Origin of the sequence: Streptococcus infantarius subsp. infantarius ATCC BAA-102, assembly GCF_000154985.1 — a bacterium.
Taxonomy (GTDB): Bacteria; Bacillota; Bacilli; order Lactobacillales; family Streptococcaceae; genus Streptococcus; species Streptococcus infantarius.
In genome coordinates, this window is the sequence record NZ_DS572694.1 from 336,308 (window position 1) to 353,312 (window position 17,005).

15 protein-coding genes and 1 riboswitch are annotated in these 17,005 nt (G+C 37.1%); of the genes, 2 read left to right on the forward strand and 13 right to left on the reverse strand.

What is annotated here, in order from left to right:
* Positions 1-23: 23 nt before the first annotated feature.
* From STRINF_RS09290 to STRINF_RS09320, 7 genes are all read right to left on the reverse strand, one after another.
* A complete protein-coding gene (locus tag STRINF_RS09290) occupies positions 24-926 on the reverse strand; it encodes a DUF6287 domain-containing protein (protein WP_006532874.1) in 903 nt (300 codons plus the stop codon).
* A 64-nt stretch (positions 927-990) separates the two neighbouring features.
* On the reverse strand, positions 991-1,971 hold the full coding sequence (locus STRINF_RS09295; protein WP_006532875.1) for a DUF6287 domain-containing protein: 981 nt from the start codon (positions 1,969-1,971) through the stop codon (positions 991-993).
* A gap of 290 nt (positions 1,972-2,261) precedes the next feature.
* A complete protein-coding gene (locus STRINF_RS09300; RefSeq protein ID WP_006532876.1) occupies positions 2,262-3,194 on the reverse strand; it encodes a manganese-dependent inorganic pyrophosphatase in 933 nt (310 codons plus the stop codon).
* A gap of 149 nt (positions 3,195-3,343) precedes the next feature.
* Positions 3,344-3,985 carry a hypothetical protein gene (locus tag STRINF_RS09305; protein ID WP_006532877.1) on the reverse strand — a complete coding sequence of 214 codons (642 nt, stop codon included), beginning with the start codon at positions 3,983-3,985 and terminating at the stop codon, positions 3,344-3,346.
* 60 nt (positions 3,986-4,045) lie between these two features.
* Complete coding sequence (gene pflA / locus STRINF_RS09310; protein ID WP_006532878.1) at positions 4,046-4,834, reverse strand: pyruvate formate-lyase-activating protein; 789 nt, start codon at positions 4,832-4,834, stop codon at positions 4,046-4,048.
* 165 nt (positions 4,835-4,999) lie between these two features.
* Positions 5,000-6,331 carry a hemolysin family protein gene (locus tag STRINF_RS09315; RefSeq protein WP_006532879.1) on the reverse strand — a complete coding sequence of 444 codons (1,332 nt, stop codon included), beginning with the start codon at positions 6,329-6,331 and terminating at the stop codon, positions 5,000-5,002.
* 180 nt (positions 6,332-6,511) lie between these two features.
* Positions 6,512-8,434, reverse strand: coding sequence for a PTS sugar transporter subunit IIA (locus STRINF_RS09320; RefSeq protein WP_006532880.1), 1,923 nt, complete (start codon positions 8,432-8,434; stop codon positions 6,512-6,514).
* Positions 8,435-8,628: 194 nt separating this feature from the next.
* Here STRINF_RS09320 and STRINF_RS09325 point away from each other — a divergent pair, with 194 nt between their 5' ends.
* Complete coding sequence (locus STRINF_RS09325; protein ID WP_006532881.1) at positions 8,629-9,414, forward strand: ABC transporter ATP-binding protein; 786 nt, start codon at positions 8,629-8,631, stop codon at positions 9,412-9,414.
* Between the two features lie 39 nt (positions 9,415-9,453).
* On the opposite strand, the gene mnmM is transcribed toward STRINF_RS09325, so the two are convergent.
* From mnmM to STRINF_RS09355, 6 genes are all read right to left on the reverse strand, one after another.
* A complete protein-coding gene (gene mnmM, locus STRINF_RS09330; protein WP_006532882.1) occupies positions 9,454-10,002 on the reverse strand; it encodes a tRNA 5-(aminomethyl)-2-thiouridylate-methyltransferase MnmM in 549 nt (182 codons plus the stop codon).
* A complete protein-coding gene (gene mnmL / locus STRINF_RS09335; protein ID WP_006532883.1) occupies positions 9,999-10,934 on the reverse strand; it encodes a tRNA modification radical SAM protein MnmL/YtqA in 936 nt (311 codons plus the stop codon). Before mnmL ends, mnmM begins: the two co-directional genes overlap by 4 nt.
* Positions 10,935-11,016: 82 nt before the next feature.
* Entirely contained in the window at positions 11,017-11,673 is a 657-nt protein-coding gene (locus tag STRINF_RS09340) for a phosphatase PAP2 family protein (protein ID WP_006532884.1), read from the reverse strand.
* A 174-nt stretch (positions 11,674-11,847) separates the two neighbouring features.
* The gene (locus STRINF_RS09345) at positions 11,848-12,414 is read right to left on the reverse strand and encodes an ECF transporter S component (protein WP_006532885.1); all 567 of its coding nucleotides are present in this window, start codon (positions 12,412-12,414) and stop codon (positions 11,848-11,850) included.
* Between the two features lie 78 nt (positions 12,415-12,492).
* Positions 12,493-12,649, reverse strand: a riboswitch (FMN riboswitch).
* A gap of 125 nt (positions 12,650-12,774) precedes the next feature.
* Complete coding sequence (locus tag STRINF_RS09350; RefSeq protein ID WP_006532886.1) at positions 12,775-13,320, reverse strand: tRNA (cytidine(34)-2'-O)-methyltransferase; 546 nt, start codon at positions 13,318-13,320, stop codon at positions 12,775-12,777.
* 282 nt (positions 13,321-13,602) lie between these two features.
* Positions 13,603-15,450, reverse strand: coding sequence for an APC family permease (locus tag STRINF_RS09355; protein ID WP_006532887.1), 1,848 nt, complete (start codon positions 15,448-15,450; stop codon positions 13,603-13,605).
* A 203-nt stretch (positions 15,451-15,653) separates the two neighbouring features.
* On the opposite strand from STRINF_RS09355, the gene trkA reads away from it, so the two are divergent.
* The gene (gene trkA, locus STRINF_RS09360) at positions 15,654-17,003 is read left to right on the forward strand and encodes a Trk system potassium transporter TrkA (RefSeq protein ID WP_006532888.1); all 1,350 of its coding nucleotides are present in this window, start codon (positions 15,654-15,656) and stop codon (positions 17,001-17,003) included.
* Positions 17,004-17,005: the final 2 nt, after the last annotated feature.

The window sequence follows — 17,005 nt, forward strand, 5'->3', positions numbered from 1 at the left end:
AAACTTGTTTGCTTTTTGTTTTGCTATTTTCTATAATAATACGCTTCTGCAGGAAAATCAGTAAATTGTTGTCCTGCAACCAACCTTGGTTGGGAAGAATCCGAATGATCTTCTTTGGGATTTTTGACACCAGTAGGGTAAACTTCAATAGCAAATCCACCGGGGGCACCGTTAGCTGCACCACATGCTAAGGTAACTGTTCCATAAGAACTTTCTCGTGGCGAACTAATATTCATTCCTTCAAGCATTCCTTCATCACTAAATTGAAAAGTTTGCCCTCTACCATTTTCCCATGTTCCAGCTAATGATGTATAATCTCCATTAAGTATCTGATTAACATCTAAATCATCAGAATTTGCTTGTTCAGATACTAATGGTTGCCAATCTAAAACACTGAAATCAAACTCTTTTTTTCCTTTTACATCAAAGTAATCCGTTAATTCTACATCTTTACCAATCGGTACAGTAGCACTTTTTATAGTATCAATACCACTATTATCTGCTCTCAATTGATACTGGGTATCTTCCATTTCTGTTCCTGTTGACGTCCACTTAGCTGTAATAATCGTTCCATCTGTATAGATATTTGCAGCTTCTCTATACCCGCCAGCTGTCGCGACATAACTTTGAGCCAGAAAATCCGCTACACCGTTATTATCATAATAAAGAGCAGCAAATTCAATTGTTCCCGTAGACTCCCAATAGCGACCAGAAAATAACTCATCTTGACCATTACCATCAATATCATAATAAGCATAATGCGTTGCTGGCGTATCACTTGTATCAGTTCTAAGTTTTTCTAAAACGATATCATAAATACTATTATCACTAGCTTCTTTTTTATCAGATGCCGAAGTAGATGAAGATGAGCTAGTATACCAATTTCCTGATACTTTCTGATTACTATTTTTCTTTAGAACATGCACCTAAAACTAATAAAGTAATAACAATTAATAGAATTCTCTTTTTCATTTACAATTTCCTTCCATGTTATTGACGATAATAATAGTAATCATTAGATAAATGATAAACACCATTCTGTGTTGGTACAATTCGGGGTTTAGAAATATCAGACTTATCTCCCGATGGGTTTTCAAACCCAACTTTAAATAACGCCAATAAACCACCAGTGAAACCATTCCCCATTCCTATATAAGGAATGCCATCATTTTCATATCTAAAAGCACCTTGCAAACTTTCTTCACCTGTGTTCCCACTTACTGTACTAGTAACAGATCCATCAACTCGAATAACAAGAGTATCACCTTTTCCGTTACGCCATGTTCCGGCAAGCGATTCGTAGTTTTCATCCTTTATCTCTTCCAAATTAATATCATTGGCTGATTCTAGTTCGGCATCATAAGCTAATTGTGTTTTAAGAGCACCAGACCAAGCATAACATTTCTGACCATCAATATTAACTTCCCACCAAGTTGAGTTATTATCAACTGATTCTCCACTAACATAATCTAATACTTGAAGAATATCACCCTTTTGTTTTTTAGTAACAACATCAGCTGATAAGCTTGGTTTTAAACGTAAATTCAATACATCTACACTAACAACGTAGTTAGCTTTTTCAGGTTTAGCATGAAAATAAACTTGTAATGCTGATTTTACCTCTTCACCTGTTGTTAATACTTTATTACCATCATCATTAGTATAACCATAAAGCACTACCTTGGTTTCATCTTTTACAGAATTAACGTTGCCATTAACACGTTGAAGTTCTTGCTCAGGAATATCTATCGTGATTTTAACACTTGGAACAAGTTCTACTCGACTAGGTTCTTCTCCATTTACAGTCATATTACCTGATGTAACATAAGTTTGTACAGTATTAGAATCCTCATAATCTTCAATTGTGTACTGTCCTTTTAAAGGATTTCCAGCATTGAATGCCATCAATTCTGCGCCAGCTCTACATAAAGTTGCAGTACCATCATTATTTAAGCTTATCCCACATGTCATCAAGGTTGAAGTATTTGATGCAACATAATAATAACGATAATTTAAAAACCAATCAGAATAATCTTTTTTCTCTTTTGTTACATTCTTAGACTCGACAACTTCTCTTGTGCCATGGCTTGTTTTTACTTTACTACCATTTGATTGCTGATGACATCCAACTAAAATAAAACAACAAAATAAAAAGATTAATTTTTTTCATATCAATATCTTTAATTTTTTATCTCCTCAATATACAAAGCATACAAAAAGGCGACTTGCATCGCCTTTTGTGTTATCATTATCGACATTAGTTAAACGTTGAAGCTTTCAGTCAATTGTGGGACAACTTGTTTTTTACGTGAAACAGCGCCAGCAAGGAATGCGTGGTTGTTTTCAAGTTTGAAGTTGAAGGCAGCTTCAACTTTATCCATATTAGCACCAAGTGCCAAAATTTCTGAGTTTGAGTTAAGGATATCAGTAATCATAAGAACAAAGTCAGAGTATCCGTTAGCAGAGATAGCAGCAGTCATTGCAGCTTCGATTTCTGATTGACGTTCAAGAACTTCGTTGATGTCAACTGTGTTAACTTGTGCAACACGAACTTGGTTTCCGTTAAGTTCAAATGATTTTGCATCGATATCAATCAATTCTTCAGCAGATTTTGTTGCCAAATTTGTACCAGCTTTAAGCAATGCCAAACCGTATTCTTCAAGGTTAACACCTGCGATTTCTGCCAAGTCAGCAGCAACAGCTGGGTCAGTTGCGTGAGTTGTTGGTGATTTAAGAAGAAGTGTATCTGAAATCAAACCAGACAAAAGCAAACCGGCCATTTCTTTAGGAATAGCAACACCATTTTCTTTGTAGAGACGGTAAACGATTGATGAAGCTGAACCAACTGGTTCTAAACGCATGTAAAGTGGGTTAGCAGTTTCAAAGTTAGAAACACGGTGGTGGTCAATCACTTCAACAACTTCAACGTCACGAATATCTGAGATTGATTGTTGGAATTCATTGTGGTCTGTCAAAATAACTTGGTCAGCACCTTCAGCTTTTGCTGATTCAACAACGCGTGGTGCTTCTACACCAAAGTAGTTCAATGCAAAAGTTGTTTCTTCATTTGGAGTTCCAAGAGCAACAGCTTCAGCATCTACACCAAGTTCACGTTTCAAGTATGCGTATGCGATTGATGAACCAAGCGCATCAGAGTCTGGATTTTGGTGACCAAAAACTAAAATTTTAGACATGTTTTTTACCTCATAATAATTATTTATTCTTATTTTAGCAAAATTTAAAGGAGATAGCAAAGCTAGCAGGCTCTTTTAAGCCATTATTCCAACAAAAAAGCACCTTTATCAACAGGCTCTAGTAGTTAATGATAAAAATGCTTTCATTTTTAGTCTATTTCTTTCGTTTCTTTTACAGAATCTTCCTGAGATTTTTCTGAAACTGTCGTAAAAGTTTCTGATGCTTTTTCAGAAATATGATCTTTTTTGTCTAACTTTTCCTGTTCTAAAGCAAGACGTAAAAGACGTTCTTCTTCCTCACGATTTTCTTGATTGCGAATAGCTTCTTGGCGTTTGCGGTAAGCCATATATTTTCGGCTATTATCCACAATGTGCAAATTCTTAATGCCTTTAACTAGTAAGCGCCAGATAACGGAAATCAAGGATTCTAGTAAAAGTAATAATTCAATCACAACCACACCAAGTAAACTCCATGCCATAAAAAGTGTGACCAAAAGTTGTGAAAAAATCTTCTTTAGATTTCCTAAGTCGTTATTATGAATGGATAAAGTTTCCAAGAAAAGATTAAGAATGCCTTGTAAAAGCCCAGACTTAACAGATTTATCACTGCTTATTTCCATTTCTCCTTGGCTCGGCATCACTAAGACAATATCACCATCTTGGATATAATCAACTCTATCCCCTAGTGCGATATCAAAATCAAATAAGTCACGCGCTAATTTTTTAATCTTGCCCTCTTGCGTCAAATAAACGAAGTGATCGTCAAATTTTAAAACTTTGTAACTGTTCATAGTGTCCACCTTGTGATAGAGCTTATCAAAGATTCATCTCAATGTCAATAGTCAACCTGTCTAGTGATGAATGCGTTTCATGTAGTCTGTGTAAGACTCTGTATGCATAAGGTTTTTAGCATTTTGGACACGTTCTCTAGTTGGTGGTTTAACCCCTTCAAGGGTGTAAGGAATTCCCAATTCACGCCACTTGAATTCACCCAAGGTATGATAAGGCAAAATTTCAAATTTATCCACGTTTTTTAACGTTTCAACAAATTTCCCTAGCTCAATTAAGTCTTCATCAAAATCGGTCAATCCTGGAACCAAGACATGACGAATCCAGACTGGAACACCCTTATCAGACAAATAACGAGCAAAAGCTAGAATATTAGTATTGGGTTGACGTGTTACAACAATGTGTTGTTTAGGATTAATTTCTTTTAAATCTAAAAGAACTAAATCCGTCACAGCTAGTAACTTATCCACAATTTTGTGATATTCAGGCGTATCTCGGAACGTAAAACCACACGTATCAAGCGTGCAATGAATTCCTAATTCTTTAGCCTTGGTAAAAAGGGCTGTTACAAACTCAATTTGCAACATGGCTTCACCACCTGAAACGGTAATCCCACCATTTTCACCCCAGAAATGTCGATAACGCAAGGCTTCTGCTAAAACATCATCAACAGTGCGTTCACGAGAATTATTTGTCTCTAATGCCCAAGTATCTGGATTGTGACAATATTGGCAACGCATCTTGCAGCCTTGCATAAAAATGACGAAGCGAACACCAGGACCATCCACAGAACCAAAACTTTCTGTTGAATGAATCATTCCTGTCACTTTTCCGTAATCTATTTCAGTCATTTTCTAACATCCTTTGTAACCGTTTTTCTAATTTTCATTATATCATTTTCCAGAGAAAGGATGGTGATAAAAAAGCCAGTAAAACAGCTCTTATATATCAGTTTTTAAGTCAATCAAGGCTTTTAGCCATCACGTCAACCCACTAAAAAAGACTAAGCTTTTAGCTTAATCTTCCTCAGGGGTCTGTTCTATATCAGAAATCACAACTTTCAATTTCGTCACACGACCATCTTTTACTTTATCATTTGTTAAAACAAGGTGTTTTTCTTTTGAATCAACTTCAAAGCTTTCACGACTATCCTGACTTGGAATGCTACCAACCCCTGTCAAATAGAATCCAGCAATAGTATCGACATCATCACTATCTAAATCAAGGTCAAAGTAATCATTGAAATCATTCAAAGTCATTGTACCAAGGACAATATAAGTATCTTCACCAATTTCACGAACATATTGTTCTGCTTTATCGGTTTCGTCATCAATTTCACCGACAATTTCTTCAAGCAAATCTTCAAGGGTTACAATTCCTGCAACACCACCGTATTCATCAAGCAAGATTGCCATTTGATTTTGAGTGTTTCGCAATTGACGCAACAAATCATCAACAAAAATCGTTTCAGGAACAAACAAAGGTTCTTGCAAGATTTTACGCAAAACAATATTATCAAAACCTTCGTTGAAACCAGCAGCTAACAAACGTTTAGTGTGAAGGACACCAATAATCTTATCCTTGTCATCATCATAGACGGGAATACGTGAAAAGTGTCTTTTCAGAATTTCTTGAATGTTTTCTTGCGTGTCATCATTGATGTTAATCATGAAAGCATCTGTACGTGGTACCATGACTTCACGCGCCATCAATTCATCAAGTGAGAAGACACCTTGAAGCATTTCAATCTCCTCTGTATCCAAAGTCTCTTCGCTATTTGTCAGCATATATTCAATTTCATCACGTGTCATTTTTTCATCGGCATCGTCAAATGTCATTGGTGTGATGCGTGACAAAAGATTAGTTGAAGCTGATAATAACCAGACAAATGGGCTAACCAATTTCCCAATAAGGATAATGACTGGAGCTGAAATAACCGCCAAGTTTTCCTTAAGGTTCATGGCAATACGTTTTGGATAAAGTTCTCCAAGAACGATTGAAATATAAGTCAAAAAGACAAGTGAAATCACGCTACCAGCTGTTTTTGCCCAGACATAATTTCCAAACCAAGAGGAAATCACACCACCAAGTGAAGCAGACAAACTAGCCCCTTGTAAAAGTCCGATAAAAGTAATCCCAACTTGAATCGTTGATAAAAAGTTATTTGGTTTTTCTAGGACAGACAAAAGACGGATATATTTTTTATTTCCTTCTTCTGCTTTTTGTTCAACACGTGAACGATTTAAAGACACTAAAGCCATCTCAGAAGCTGAGAAAAAGGCATTTAATAAGGTCAAAATTAACAATAAAACAAATTGCAATACTAAATTCTGACTCGGGTCTTCCATATAAATCTTACTCCTCTTCTATCTCAAATAGGTTTCAATCACCTATATTCTATTCTTAATACAGTGACTACATTATAGCATATTTTCGAATTAAAGTGCCAAACAAATACTGCAAGCATCGACTATCTTTCTTCTACATAAAAGACCCAGTTACATAAACTGAGTCCTTTTCATATTTCCTTAGTTCAAGGTCAACACATCATCACCAGCTTGTACGTTTGTACCAGCAGGAGCTTTCATCACAAAGTCATTAAAGACATGTGAATTTGTGACAGTGACAATAACCGTATCATCAAGTCCAGCTTTTTTGATTGCTGGATCCCAGAATTCAATCAATTTATCACCTTTTTTAACATGCTCTCCTTCAACCACATAAGAAACAAATCCTGTTCCTTTTAGTTTCACGGTTCCAATACCAATGTGAATCAACAAGACAATACCATCTTCAGAAACCAAACCAACAGCGTGGCGAGTGGTAAAGACTTGACGAACCATTGCATCAAACGGCGCATAAACACAACCATCGCTTGGTTTAATGGCAAATCCTTTACCAAGTCCTTCTTTTGCAAAGATTGGGTCATCTACATCTGACAAGGCAATCAGTTGACCTGAAATTGGAGCTGAGATGTTCAGACCACCATCTGTTTCGACCTCATCTTCGATGTATTCGTGTCCCCAAGTACGTTCAAGTTCTTCAACAATTTCAGCGTGTTTTTCTTCAGTTAATTTAACACGGAAGAAGAAAACCAAACTACTTAAAATAATCAAAGCAAATGGTAAAGCAAAGACATGAAGTTTGAAAGAAATGATTCCTGCTTTTGTAATGGAATCAGCTGTCGCACCTGTTGTCATCCCAGCAGCAACCGCTGCTGCACCAATGACAAGATTTGAAATAGCACCACCAAATTTATCCAACAAAGGACGAACTGACAAGGTCAAAGCTTCATCACGGTGACCAAGTTTCCATTGACCATATTCCACACAGTCTGTGATAATCATCAAGACCACAAGGAAAACAAGAGGTTGGGGAATAAAGAATAATTCAGCAGCAAGTAAAACAAGAGCTAGTGATGTTCCAGCTACTGAAAAGAGACCAATACCGCAAAGCATTACAGCGATACAAGCAAAGAACAAATTACGACGATTCAATTTTCCAGCTAATTGTGGGAAAAGAGAAACTGAAAGCAAACCGACAACTGTATTAATCGTACCTAAGATTGAAAATTGAGCTGCGTGTCCCATGATGTAAGTGAAGTAATACAATTCAGAAGCATTTAAGATGCTAATACCAGTTGTATACAAGACATATGACAAAGCAATCGCCATTAATTGGTCGTTTTTAGTTAAAACTTTAAGAACATCTTTGAAGCCTGTTTTTTCAGTATTTTTACGAAGGTCGGACTCAATTTCATGTGTACCAAAGGCTACAGCCAAAACAGTTAACACACCCAACAAAGCCACAATAAAGGCAAACCAGAACCAACCACGATTATCACCAGCACCGCCATTACGATGAAGTGAGAAGAAAAGAACGATTGGCATAATCACAACACTAACAATATTAGCACCAATAGTTGAACCAATACGAGCAAAAGTTGCTGTTTTTTCACGTTCTTCAGAGCTAAATGATAGTGCTGGAACCATTGACCAAAAACCAATATCTTTAAAAGAATAAAAAATATCCATCGTGATATAGATGAAAGCAAAGATAATCAAGTAAAGCACTGGATTTGTCTTGTTAAGTCCACCCATATCAGTAAATAAAATCAATAAAGCAAGTGAGCTGATTGTACCACCAGCTACTACCCATGGTTTGAATTTTCCCCAGCGTGTCTTTGTATTGTCAATCATATTTCCAATAAAAGTGTCAATAATCAATTCAACAATACGCAAACCTGCGATAATCTGAGTGATATACAAAACCATGCGATTATTTTGTGCTGCATCACCAGTATTAAATAAGTGTGAGGTAATAAAAGTGATGAAGTATGTTGACAAGGTCGCATAAAAAATATCGTGACCAAATGCCCCAAAAGCATATGAAATGCGTGAAGTAGCTACAGATTTTTTCAAATCTTTGCTTGCATGAGTCATTTGATTCATAGAACTCTCCTTCTTCTAACAACTTTGTTTTTTGATTACATGTTTATAGTAAGCGCTTTCCTAAATAAAGTCAACAAGTTTTAGTAAAGTTTTACTAATTTTTAGTTTTATTTATCAAACTATTCCAGAAAAAAATATCTAAATTTTCTGAAAAATGATATAATAACTATCAAATACTTGACGGAGGTTCTCCTATGATTCAACTTTCTTTAACCAATGTTAGTCTAGAACGACAGAATAAAAAACTCTTAAATAATGTCACTTGGCAAGTCAACAAGGGCGAACACTGGGCAATTCTTGGGCTTAACGGTTCTGGCAAAACATCCCTTCTAAAACTCATCACCGCTGAATATTGGACTAGTCAGGGTAGCGTGGAAGTTCTCGGAAATCAATTTGGCGGCACAGATATCAGCAATATGCGTACCAAAATTGGTATCGTTGGCTCTTTCATCGCCGAACGATTATCCCCACACATGCTAGCTGAAAAAATCGTCCTAACCGGAAAATACAAATCAAGTATCCTTTATACTGAATACGGTGAAAAAGAACTTGAAGAAGCTAGACAAATGCTCATCTCAATTGGCGGTGAACATCTTCTTGGTCGTATTTATGCCAGTCTTTCACAAGGTGAAAAGCAACTACTTCTTATCGCAAGGAGCTTAATGGAAAGTCCAGAAATCTTAATTCTCGATGAAGCAACTAGTGGACTTGACCTTTTTGCACGTGAAAAATTGCTTCGACAAATTGAACAAATCACCAATCTTCCAAAAGCTCCAACAATTCTCTACGTCACACACCATGCAGAAGAAATTACTCGCTCATTTACCCATGTCCTTCTTCTCAAAAAAGGGAATATCATTGCCCAAGGTCCAAAAGAGCAAGTCTTAACAGAAGATATTTTATCTAACTTTTATGATCAAACCGTATCAATTGTCCCTCTTGGAGATGACCGCATTTACATCAAACCTGAATTTAAATAACGAAAAACCTCTATGACCTTAATCATAGAGGTTTTATTATTAACGTAATTTTTCAATCATAACCAAGAAAGGTGGTTGGTGAATTTTGTTAAGAGGTTTGTAAAGCATGGTTGCAAACTCTTTTTGGTCAAGAGCTGACACGTAATCAAGCACAGCATCTTTTTCCATGTCTCCACCTTCGTGACCATAATAAATCATGATAGCTAGACGACCACCGATTTCAAGACGTTCTAAGATTTTTTCAATAGCCACTAAAGTGGTATCGGGTTTTGTAATGACTGTCTTATCGGCACTTGGTAAATAGCCAAGGTTGAAAATAGCTGCGCGAATTGGCTCACTGACGTATTTATCAAGATTTTGATGCCCATCTAAAATCAACTGCGCATTTGAAATTGCTTGTTTTTCTAGGCGTTCTTGTGTGCTTTTTAGTGCTTGTTCTTGCACATCAAAAGCGTAAACTTTTTTAGCATGCTGAGCGAGAAAAGCTGTGTCATTCCCATTTCCCATGGTTGCATCAACAGCTACTGCACCATCATCTAGCACCTCAGCCAAAAAATCATGTGATAAGTGTAAGGGACGTTTTATCACGATTCAACCTCCTCTAATTTACATCCTTGATAAGAACCTCGACGTTCCATTTCTTTGTCAATGGCGTTTAAAACTTCCCATTTCTTGAGGCTCCACATTGGTCCAATTAACATGTCACGTGGAGCATCTCCAGTAATGCGGTGAATAACAATATTTTTAGGAATAATTTCCAACTGATCGCAGATAATATTGACGTATTCGTCCATACTGAGCAATTTCAAACGCCCCTCATGGTAATCACGTTGCATTTTGGTACTTGTCATCAAGTGAAGCAAATGAAGTTTGATTCCGTCAATCTCGTTATCAGTCACACAACGTCTAACGTTCTCAACCATCATCTCGTGGTTTTCCCCTGGAAGACCATTAATCAAGTGAGAAACAATCTCAACCTTAGGAGCCAATTCACGAAGACGTTTCACCGTTTTAACGTAAAGGTCATAAGTGTGAGCACGGTTAATGATTTTAGAAGTTTCATCATAAGTGGTCTGCAACCCAAGTTCAACAGTCACATGCATACGCTCAGACAACTCAGTAATGTAGGCAATGGTTTCATCTGGCAGACAGTCGGGACGTGTCCCGATATTAATCCCGACAACACCAGGCTCGTTAATCGCTTGTTCATAGCGTTCTCGAATCACATCAACCGTGTCGTGTGTATTGGTGAAGTTTTGGAAATAAACCAAGTATTTCTTAACTTCTGGCCATTTACGGTGCATGAAATCTATTTCTTTATAAAATTGGTCACGAATTGGAGCGTCTGGAGCCACGATAGCATCACCAGAACCTGATACCGTACAGAAAGTACAGCCACCATGCGCTACCGTTCCATCACGGTTTGGGCAGTCAAATCCCGCATCAATGGGAACTTTAAAAATCTTTTCTCCAAAAATCTCGCGATAATAATCATTTAGGGTATTGTAACGTTTTTTCATAGCTTTTATTATAACACTTTCTAAGCACGAGACAAACTCAAGTCACCTTAAAAAGACGACCTATCGGTCGCCTCTTTAATACTTAATCTTGTTTTCCTTGGAAACGCCATTCAAAACGCTTCTTATCATAAATTGGGTATACAGCTAGAGAGATAGCAAGAGCTAGCAACCAGCCACCCAAAATATCTGTTGGGTAATGGACACCTAAGTAGATACGAGAAACAGCTGTTAAAAGAGCAAGTACAAAAACCAATACTTGTAGCAGATGCTTAGCCACTGTTTTTGTCAAATGTTGCTCGATAATAATCATCAAACTAATAGCCACAATCATACTGGATGCTGCATGCCAACTTGGGAACGATGGCCCCATTGGTCGTTTAACCAAGAATTCCAAACTTGGTCTTGGACGATTATAAAGATACTTAAAGACTGTTGAAAAAGCCCCCATTAAAACCAAATTGCCAGCTAAAAGAAGGCCTTCCGTTTTCCAATTTTTTCGGAAATAGAAAAAGGCTGCAATGGCAAATGTATAGACAAAGACAAGCGCTTCATGACCAAAATTTGTGATGACTTTAAAGAAAGCAGTCAGATGAGCTGGTAAATCTCCACGAACGCTTAATTGAATACTTGAATCAAGTCCTGTTACAGCTTCAGGATAAAATTTTACAACATAGCCCAACATCATAAAAATTACGAGAAAGGTTGAGCCAAGTGTAAAATAGGTTTGTTTATGTTTCATGTTAATACCTTTCACAGAATTTAGTGCAACAGTATTATTATAACGCAGTTCATTTTTTAAGCCTAGCCAAAGCCTCTAAATTCTGTGGCAAAACTGTGGCAGTTTAAACAAATGTTAAGTTCATTAGCAGATTAACTAAAAAGCCTAGGACTATGTCCCAGACCTGTCATGTATTTATTTTGTTAAAATCGGTTTTAGGCATGTCCATAAGATAAAGAAGGAAATAGAGAAAATCACTCCTTCAATCAAGTTAAATGGGACAACCATTGCAAAAAGGTAATTTCCTAAACCTAGAATAGCTGAAATATCAAAGTTTGCAAATTGGGCATAAAGTGGCACCGCGTAGATATAGTTTAATACCAACATAGCCACGGTCAAACCAATCATTCCCACAACTGAAGCCAAAACAAAAGTTTTCAAACTTGGTTTTCGATTCCAAATGAAAGCCATCGCTAACAAGAAAACTCCTAAAGCGACCATATTCATTGGCATACCAATCAAGGTGGTAACACCACCATTATTTAACATGAGTTTTAGAAGTGTTCGCAAAATCAAAATTCCAAGCGCGCTTTGCAAGTCAATCATCACAAGACCAACTAAGACTGGTAAGATTGAAAAATCAAATTGCAAGAAGCTAGCTGATGGAATCAGCGGAAATTGCAAATACATCAACAAGAACGAAAGCGTCGATAAAATGGCAATATGTGCCAATTTACGTGTGTTAGTCATAGTTTCAGGCATAAAAAAGTTCCTCCAATTTTCTCAAATTGAAAGAAGGCGTTCGAGTATATTGCTGTAGCCAAAAAGCCTAAGCAAACTCTTGGTCTTCTCCCATCCAGACTTTACTGTCGGTTCTGGAATCTCACCAGATCAACTGCCAAGCAGCTCGCGGACTTTTACATTGCTCTCGTTCTCTTAGCAAACAACGAGAGGCAACACCGCCGGTCGGGAATCTCACCCTGCCCTGAAGACACCCTTAGAATATCAAAAAAAATCAAGCTCTGCAATGTTTTTGGCTGAAAAAGCTTGATTTTATGCCGATTCTCCTCACTTTTTGGATTTTTATACGTCAAAAAGCAGTCCTAAAGGACTACTTTTCTTTTATTTTAGTTTATCATGCTCGTAAGTGTGGCTGAGTTCCAAATTTGGAAATGCTTGTTGGCGAAGAGCTTCATAAACAATCATGCAGACGGTATTTGACAAATTCAAGCTGCGCACGTGTTCATCATTCATCGGAATACGAAGCGCTTTTTCAGGATTTGCTCGCATGAAGTCTTCAGGAAGACCTTTATCTTCACGACCGAAAAGGAAATAATGATGGTTGCCATCATTGTAGTTTTCGTCAGAATAAACTTTTTCAGCAAATTTACTAATCAAGTGAACTTTCCCATCACATTTTTCCATAAATTTTTCAATGCTATCATAGAATATCACATCAAGTTTGTCCCAATAATCAAGCCCTGCGCGTTTCATTTTACGGTCATCAATTGGGAATCCCATTGGACGAATGATGTGTAGTGGTGTATTGGTTGCAGCACAAGTTCTAGCAATATTTCCTGTATTTTGTGGAATTTGTGGTTGAAAAAGAACGACATGATTGACAGCCTTAGTAGCTTTTTCTTGGTAATCAAGTTCTTCGATATTCATAACTATTCCTCTCCGTTTTTTGACATAAAAATAAACCACACTGCCCGGAGTCAAGCTCAGCAAACAGCGTGGTTGGCGGCAATTTATTAACTTAAATCATAACAGGTTTGATTTAAACTAACGAATTCTTATAAATTATTATAACACTTTAACATGCAAAGTCAACGTATTTGACGCGAAAATGTCATGTTTTTACGGCTTTTTTCAAAGCTTTTTTAATGTAAGCCTTTTCTTTTACAAAATTAAAAGAAGCCTTGATATGAAAGGCTTCTTAAACATTTATTATTTCTTCAAATGATATGAATAAGTTGCAATGATAATGTCTTCATACCAACGTAAACGCGCACGGAGACGTAGGCTCATTTGGTTGTGAAGTATGTTTTGCCAACTGTGTTTTGGAATGAATTTTGGAATAATAACCGTCATAGTGTGATTATTTTTCTTAGCTTCATGATTCATTTTTTGAACAAACATCATAGTTGGTTTCACAATATCACGGTAGTTTGATTCAATATTGACAAATGTAACATCTGGGAAATAGTGTTTGAATTCTTCTTCAACTTCTAAGTCTTTTTCACGTGTTTCCAAGGTTGATACGTGCATGGCAACAACCGTTTGTCCAATGCTTTTAGCATAGTTGATAGCACGAATACTTGCTTGTGTCATATTGCCGACCAAAATCAAAACCGTATTACCATCATAATGGATATTCTTAACATCATCTGTCAAACGAAGTTGCATAGCAACATTCTTGTAGTGATTCTTAATAGAATGGAACAAGAACATCAAGACAAAGATGATTGGGAAGAATGGCCAGATTTCACCAATTCTAAAAATCAATAAAATCAAAATGATGAGGTAACAAATAATTGCTCCCAAGATATTAGCCACAGAATGTTTCAAATAGCCTTGACCAAATTTGCGTTTCCAGTGAATGACCATCCCCGTTTGTGAAAGGGCAAATGGGACAAATACCCCAATGGTATAAAGCGGAATAAGACGCTCAGTTGAACCATTAAAGATACAAAGAAGCGCAATTGCCCCAACTGCTAGGGTAATGATACCATTTGAATATCCAAGACGTGCCCCTTTTTCCATAAAGAGGTGAGGCATGTATTTGTTCTTAGCCATGTTGAAAGATAACATTGGAAAGGCAGAAAAGCCAGTATTTGCAGCAACCGCCAAGATTGAGGCTGTTGATAATTGGAAAATATAGAACAAAGCATTTCCGATTGTTGAATCACCAAAGATACGTTGCGCAATTTGAGCCAAAATAGTTACATGAGCTGATGGTGTAATTCCCAACCAATAGTTTAGGAAAGTAATCCCTGCGAACATAATCCCAAGAATTAGTGACATGATGGCAAGGGTGCCAGCTGCGTTTTTTTCTTTTGGTTTCTTGAAAAATGGCACCGCATTTGAAATAGCTTCAACACCAGTAAGTGAAGCTGAACCGCTGGTAAAAGCTCTCAGCAAAAGAATGATAGACACTCCTGGAACCACTTTACCAATGTGTGCTGTTGCCGTATAATCCAAATGCCCAGTCAGAATTTGAAAAGCACCATATGCAATCAAGAATAAGATACTTACAATGAACAAATAAACTGGAATCATCAAAGATTTTGCCGATTCGCGCAAACCACGCAAATTCATAAACATCAAAGTCAAAACCAGAACAATCGAAATTTCTAAATTAAATTCCTTAATGGCTGGAAAAGCTGATGTAATCGCATCGGCACCAGATGACACCGAAACAGCTACTGTCAACATATAGTCAACCAACAAACTACCACCTGCAATTAATCCCATACTTGGTGATAAATTTTCCGTAGATACCATGTAGGCACCACCACCTTTAGGGTAAGCATGGATAACTTGTTGGTAAGAAATCGTTAGGCTTGCTAACAATACCAAAACCAAAAGTCCAATTGGTAAAGACCACCAAATTGCCGCCGCAGAAATAGTTGTCAAAATTAAGATAACTTGTTCTGGACCATAAGCAATAGATGAAAGGGCATCGCTGGACAACATAGCCAAGGCTTGTGATTTGGATAGCAGATGATCCTCGTCAGTCTCGCCAGCTGATTCCAGGGGATTACCAATAAAAACATTTCGTAACTTTTCAAGCATTGAAATTTCTCCCTAAAATTAGATAACGACTCATTATAATTCTCTCACTGACATTTCGCAAGCGTTTTGATGATTTGTAACCTAATTTTAACAATCATTGTTAGCTTGGATAAATCAAGCTTAATCCCTTGTTAACAGTTGGAATGGCTAGTATTTTTAGGAAAAATAGAGTAATATAGATACGATACATTTCGGAGGTTAAAATGAAAATAATTGTTGTCGGCGGAGGTAAGGTTGCTACCGCACTTTGTCGCTCTCTTGTTGAAGAAAAACACAATGTCGTCTTAATTGAAGAAAAAGAAGCTGTTTTAAAAAATATTACCAAACGTCACGATATCATGGGAATCGTTGGTAATGGTGCTAACTTTAAAATTCTTGAGCAAGCTGATGTTGCTAACTGCGATATCTTCATTGCTCTGACTGATAAAGACGAAGTTAATATGATTTCAGCCGTTCTTGCCAAACAAATGGGTGCCAAAGAAACGGTTGTCCGTGTTCGTAATCCAGAATACTCAAACGCTTATTTCAAAGATAAAAATTTCCTTGGCTTTTCTTTAGTGGTCAATCCAGAATTGTTAACTGCACGTTATATTGCTAATACTGTTGACTTTCCAAATGCCCTTTCTGTTGAGCACTTTGTCAATGGACGTGTCATGCTGATGGAATTTGTGATTTCTGATGGCAGCAAACTTTGCCACATGAGTTTAAGCCAGTTCCGTAAAAAATTCGGCAACATAGTTATCTGTGCTATCGAACGTCGCGGAAAATTAATCATTCCTGATGGTGATGCAACACTACAAACTGCTGATAAGATTTTCGTTACAGGAAGTCGTATTGACATGATTCTTTTCCACAATTCTGTAAAAACCAAATCTATCAAGAACATGATGATTATTGGTGCTGGACGAATTGCATACTACTTGCTCAACATTCTTAAGAACACTAGGGTGAATCTTAAGGTCATTGAAAATAATCCTGAGCAAGCTCAGATGTTCAGCCAAGAATTTCCAAACGTCCATGTCGTCCAAGGTGACGGTACGGCTAAAAGTGTGCTTTTGGAAGAATGTGTGGAAAACTTTGATGCAGTCGCAACACTAACAGGGGTGGATGAAGAAAACATCATCACTTCTATGTTCCTTGAAACACTTGGTGTACGAAAAAATATCACTAAAGTTAACCGTACAAGCTTGCTTGAAATTATTGACACTAGCCAATTTTCAAGTATTGTCACACCAAAAAGTATTGCCGTGGATTCAATGATGCACTTTATCCGTGGTCGTGTGAACGCCCAAGACTCAAACCTCGATGCCATGCACCACGTCGCTAATGGTCGTATCGAGACCTTACAATTTGAAATTCGTGAAAACAATAAAATGGCAGGTAAGAGTCTGTCATCACTAAAATTCAAGGAAAATATTCTGATTGCCGCAATCATCCGCAATGGTAAAACTATCTATCCAACGGGTGAGGATATCTTTGAAGTTGGCGATAAGATTGTCGTTGTCACATTCTTGAAAAACATCACGCGCATCTACGATTTGTTAGCGAGGTAAGT

Excerpts from the sequence above, each read along its gene's own strand:
- STRINF_RS09295 (WP_006532875.1), bottom strand. The coding sequence starts at position 1,971 with ATGACATGTGGGATAAGCTTAAATAATGATGGTACTGCAACTTTATGT.
- STRINF_RS09300 (WP_006532876.1), bottom strand. The coding sequence starts at position 3,194 with ATGTCTAAAATTTTAGTTTTTGGTCACCAAAATCCAGACTCTGATGCG.
- STRINF_RS09305 (WP_006532877.1), bottom strand. The coding sequence starts at position 3,985 with ATGAACAGTTACAAAGTTTTAAAATTTGACGATCACTTCGTTTATTTG.
- pflA (WP_006532878.1), bottom strand. The coding sequence starts at position 4,834 with ATGACTGAAATAGATTACGGAAAAGTGACAGGAATGATTCATTCAACA.
- STRINF_RS09315 (WP_006532879.1), bottom strand. The coding sequence starts at position 6,331 with ATGGAAGACCCGAGTCAGAATTTAGTATTGCAATTTGTTTTATTGTTA.
- STRINF_RS09320 (WP_006532880.1), bottom strand. The coding sequence starts at position 8,434 with ATGAATCAAATGACTCATGCAAGCAAAGATTTGAAAAAATCTGTAGCT.
- STRINF_RS09325 (WP_006532881.1), top strand. The coding sequence starts at position 8,629 with ATGATTCAACTTTCTTTAACCAATGTTAGTCTAGAACGACAGAATAAA.
- mnmL (WP_006532883.1), bottom strand. The coding sequence starts at position 10,934 with ATGAAAAAACGTTACAATACCCTAAATGATTATTATCGCGAGATTTTT.
- STRINF_RS09340 (WP_006532884.1), bottom strand. The coding sequence starts at position 11,673 with ATGAAACATAAACAAACCTATTTTACACTTGGCTCAACCTTTCTCGTA.
- STRINF_RS09345 (WP_006532885.1), bottom strand. The coding sequence starts at position 12,414 with ATGCCTGAAACTATGACTAACACACGTAAATTGGCACATATTGCCATT.
- STRINF_RS09350 (WP_006532886.1), bottom strand. The coding sequence starts at position 13,320 with ATGAATATCGAAGAACTTGATTACCAAGAAAAAGCTACTAAGGCTGTC.
- STRINF_RS09355 (WP_006532887.1), bottom strand. The coding sequence starts at position 15,450 with ATGCTTGAAAAGTTACGAAATGTTTTTATTGGTAATCCCCTGGAATCA.
- trkA (WP_006532888.1), top strand. The coding sequence starts at position 15,654 with ATGAAAATAATTGTTGTCGGCGGAGGTAAGGTTGCTACCGCACTTTGT.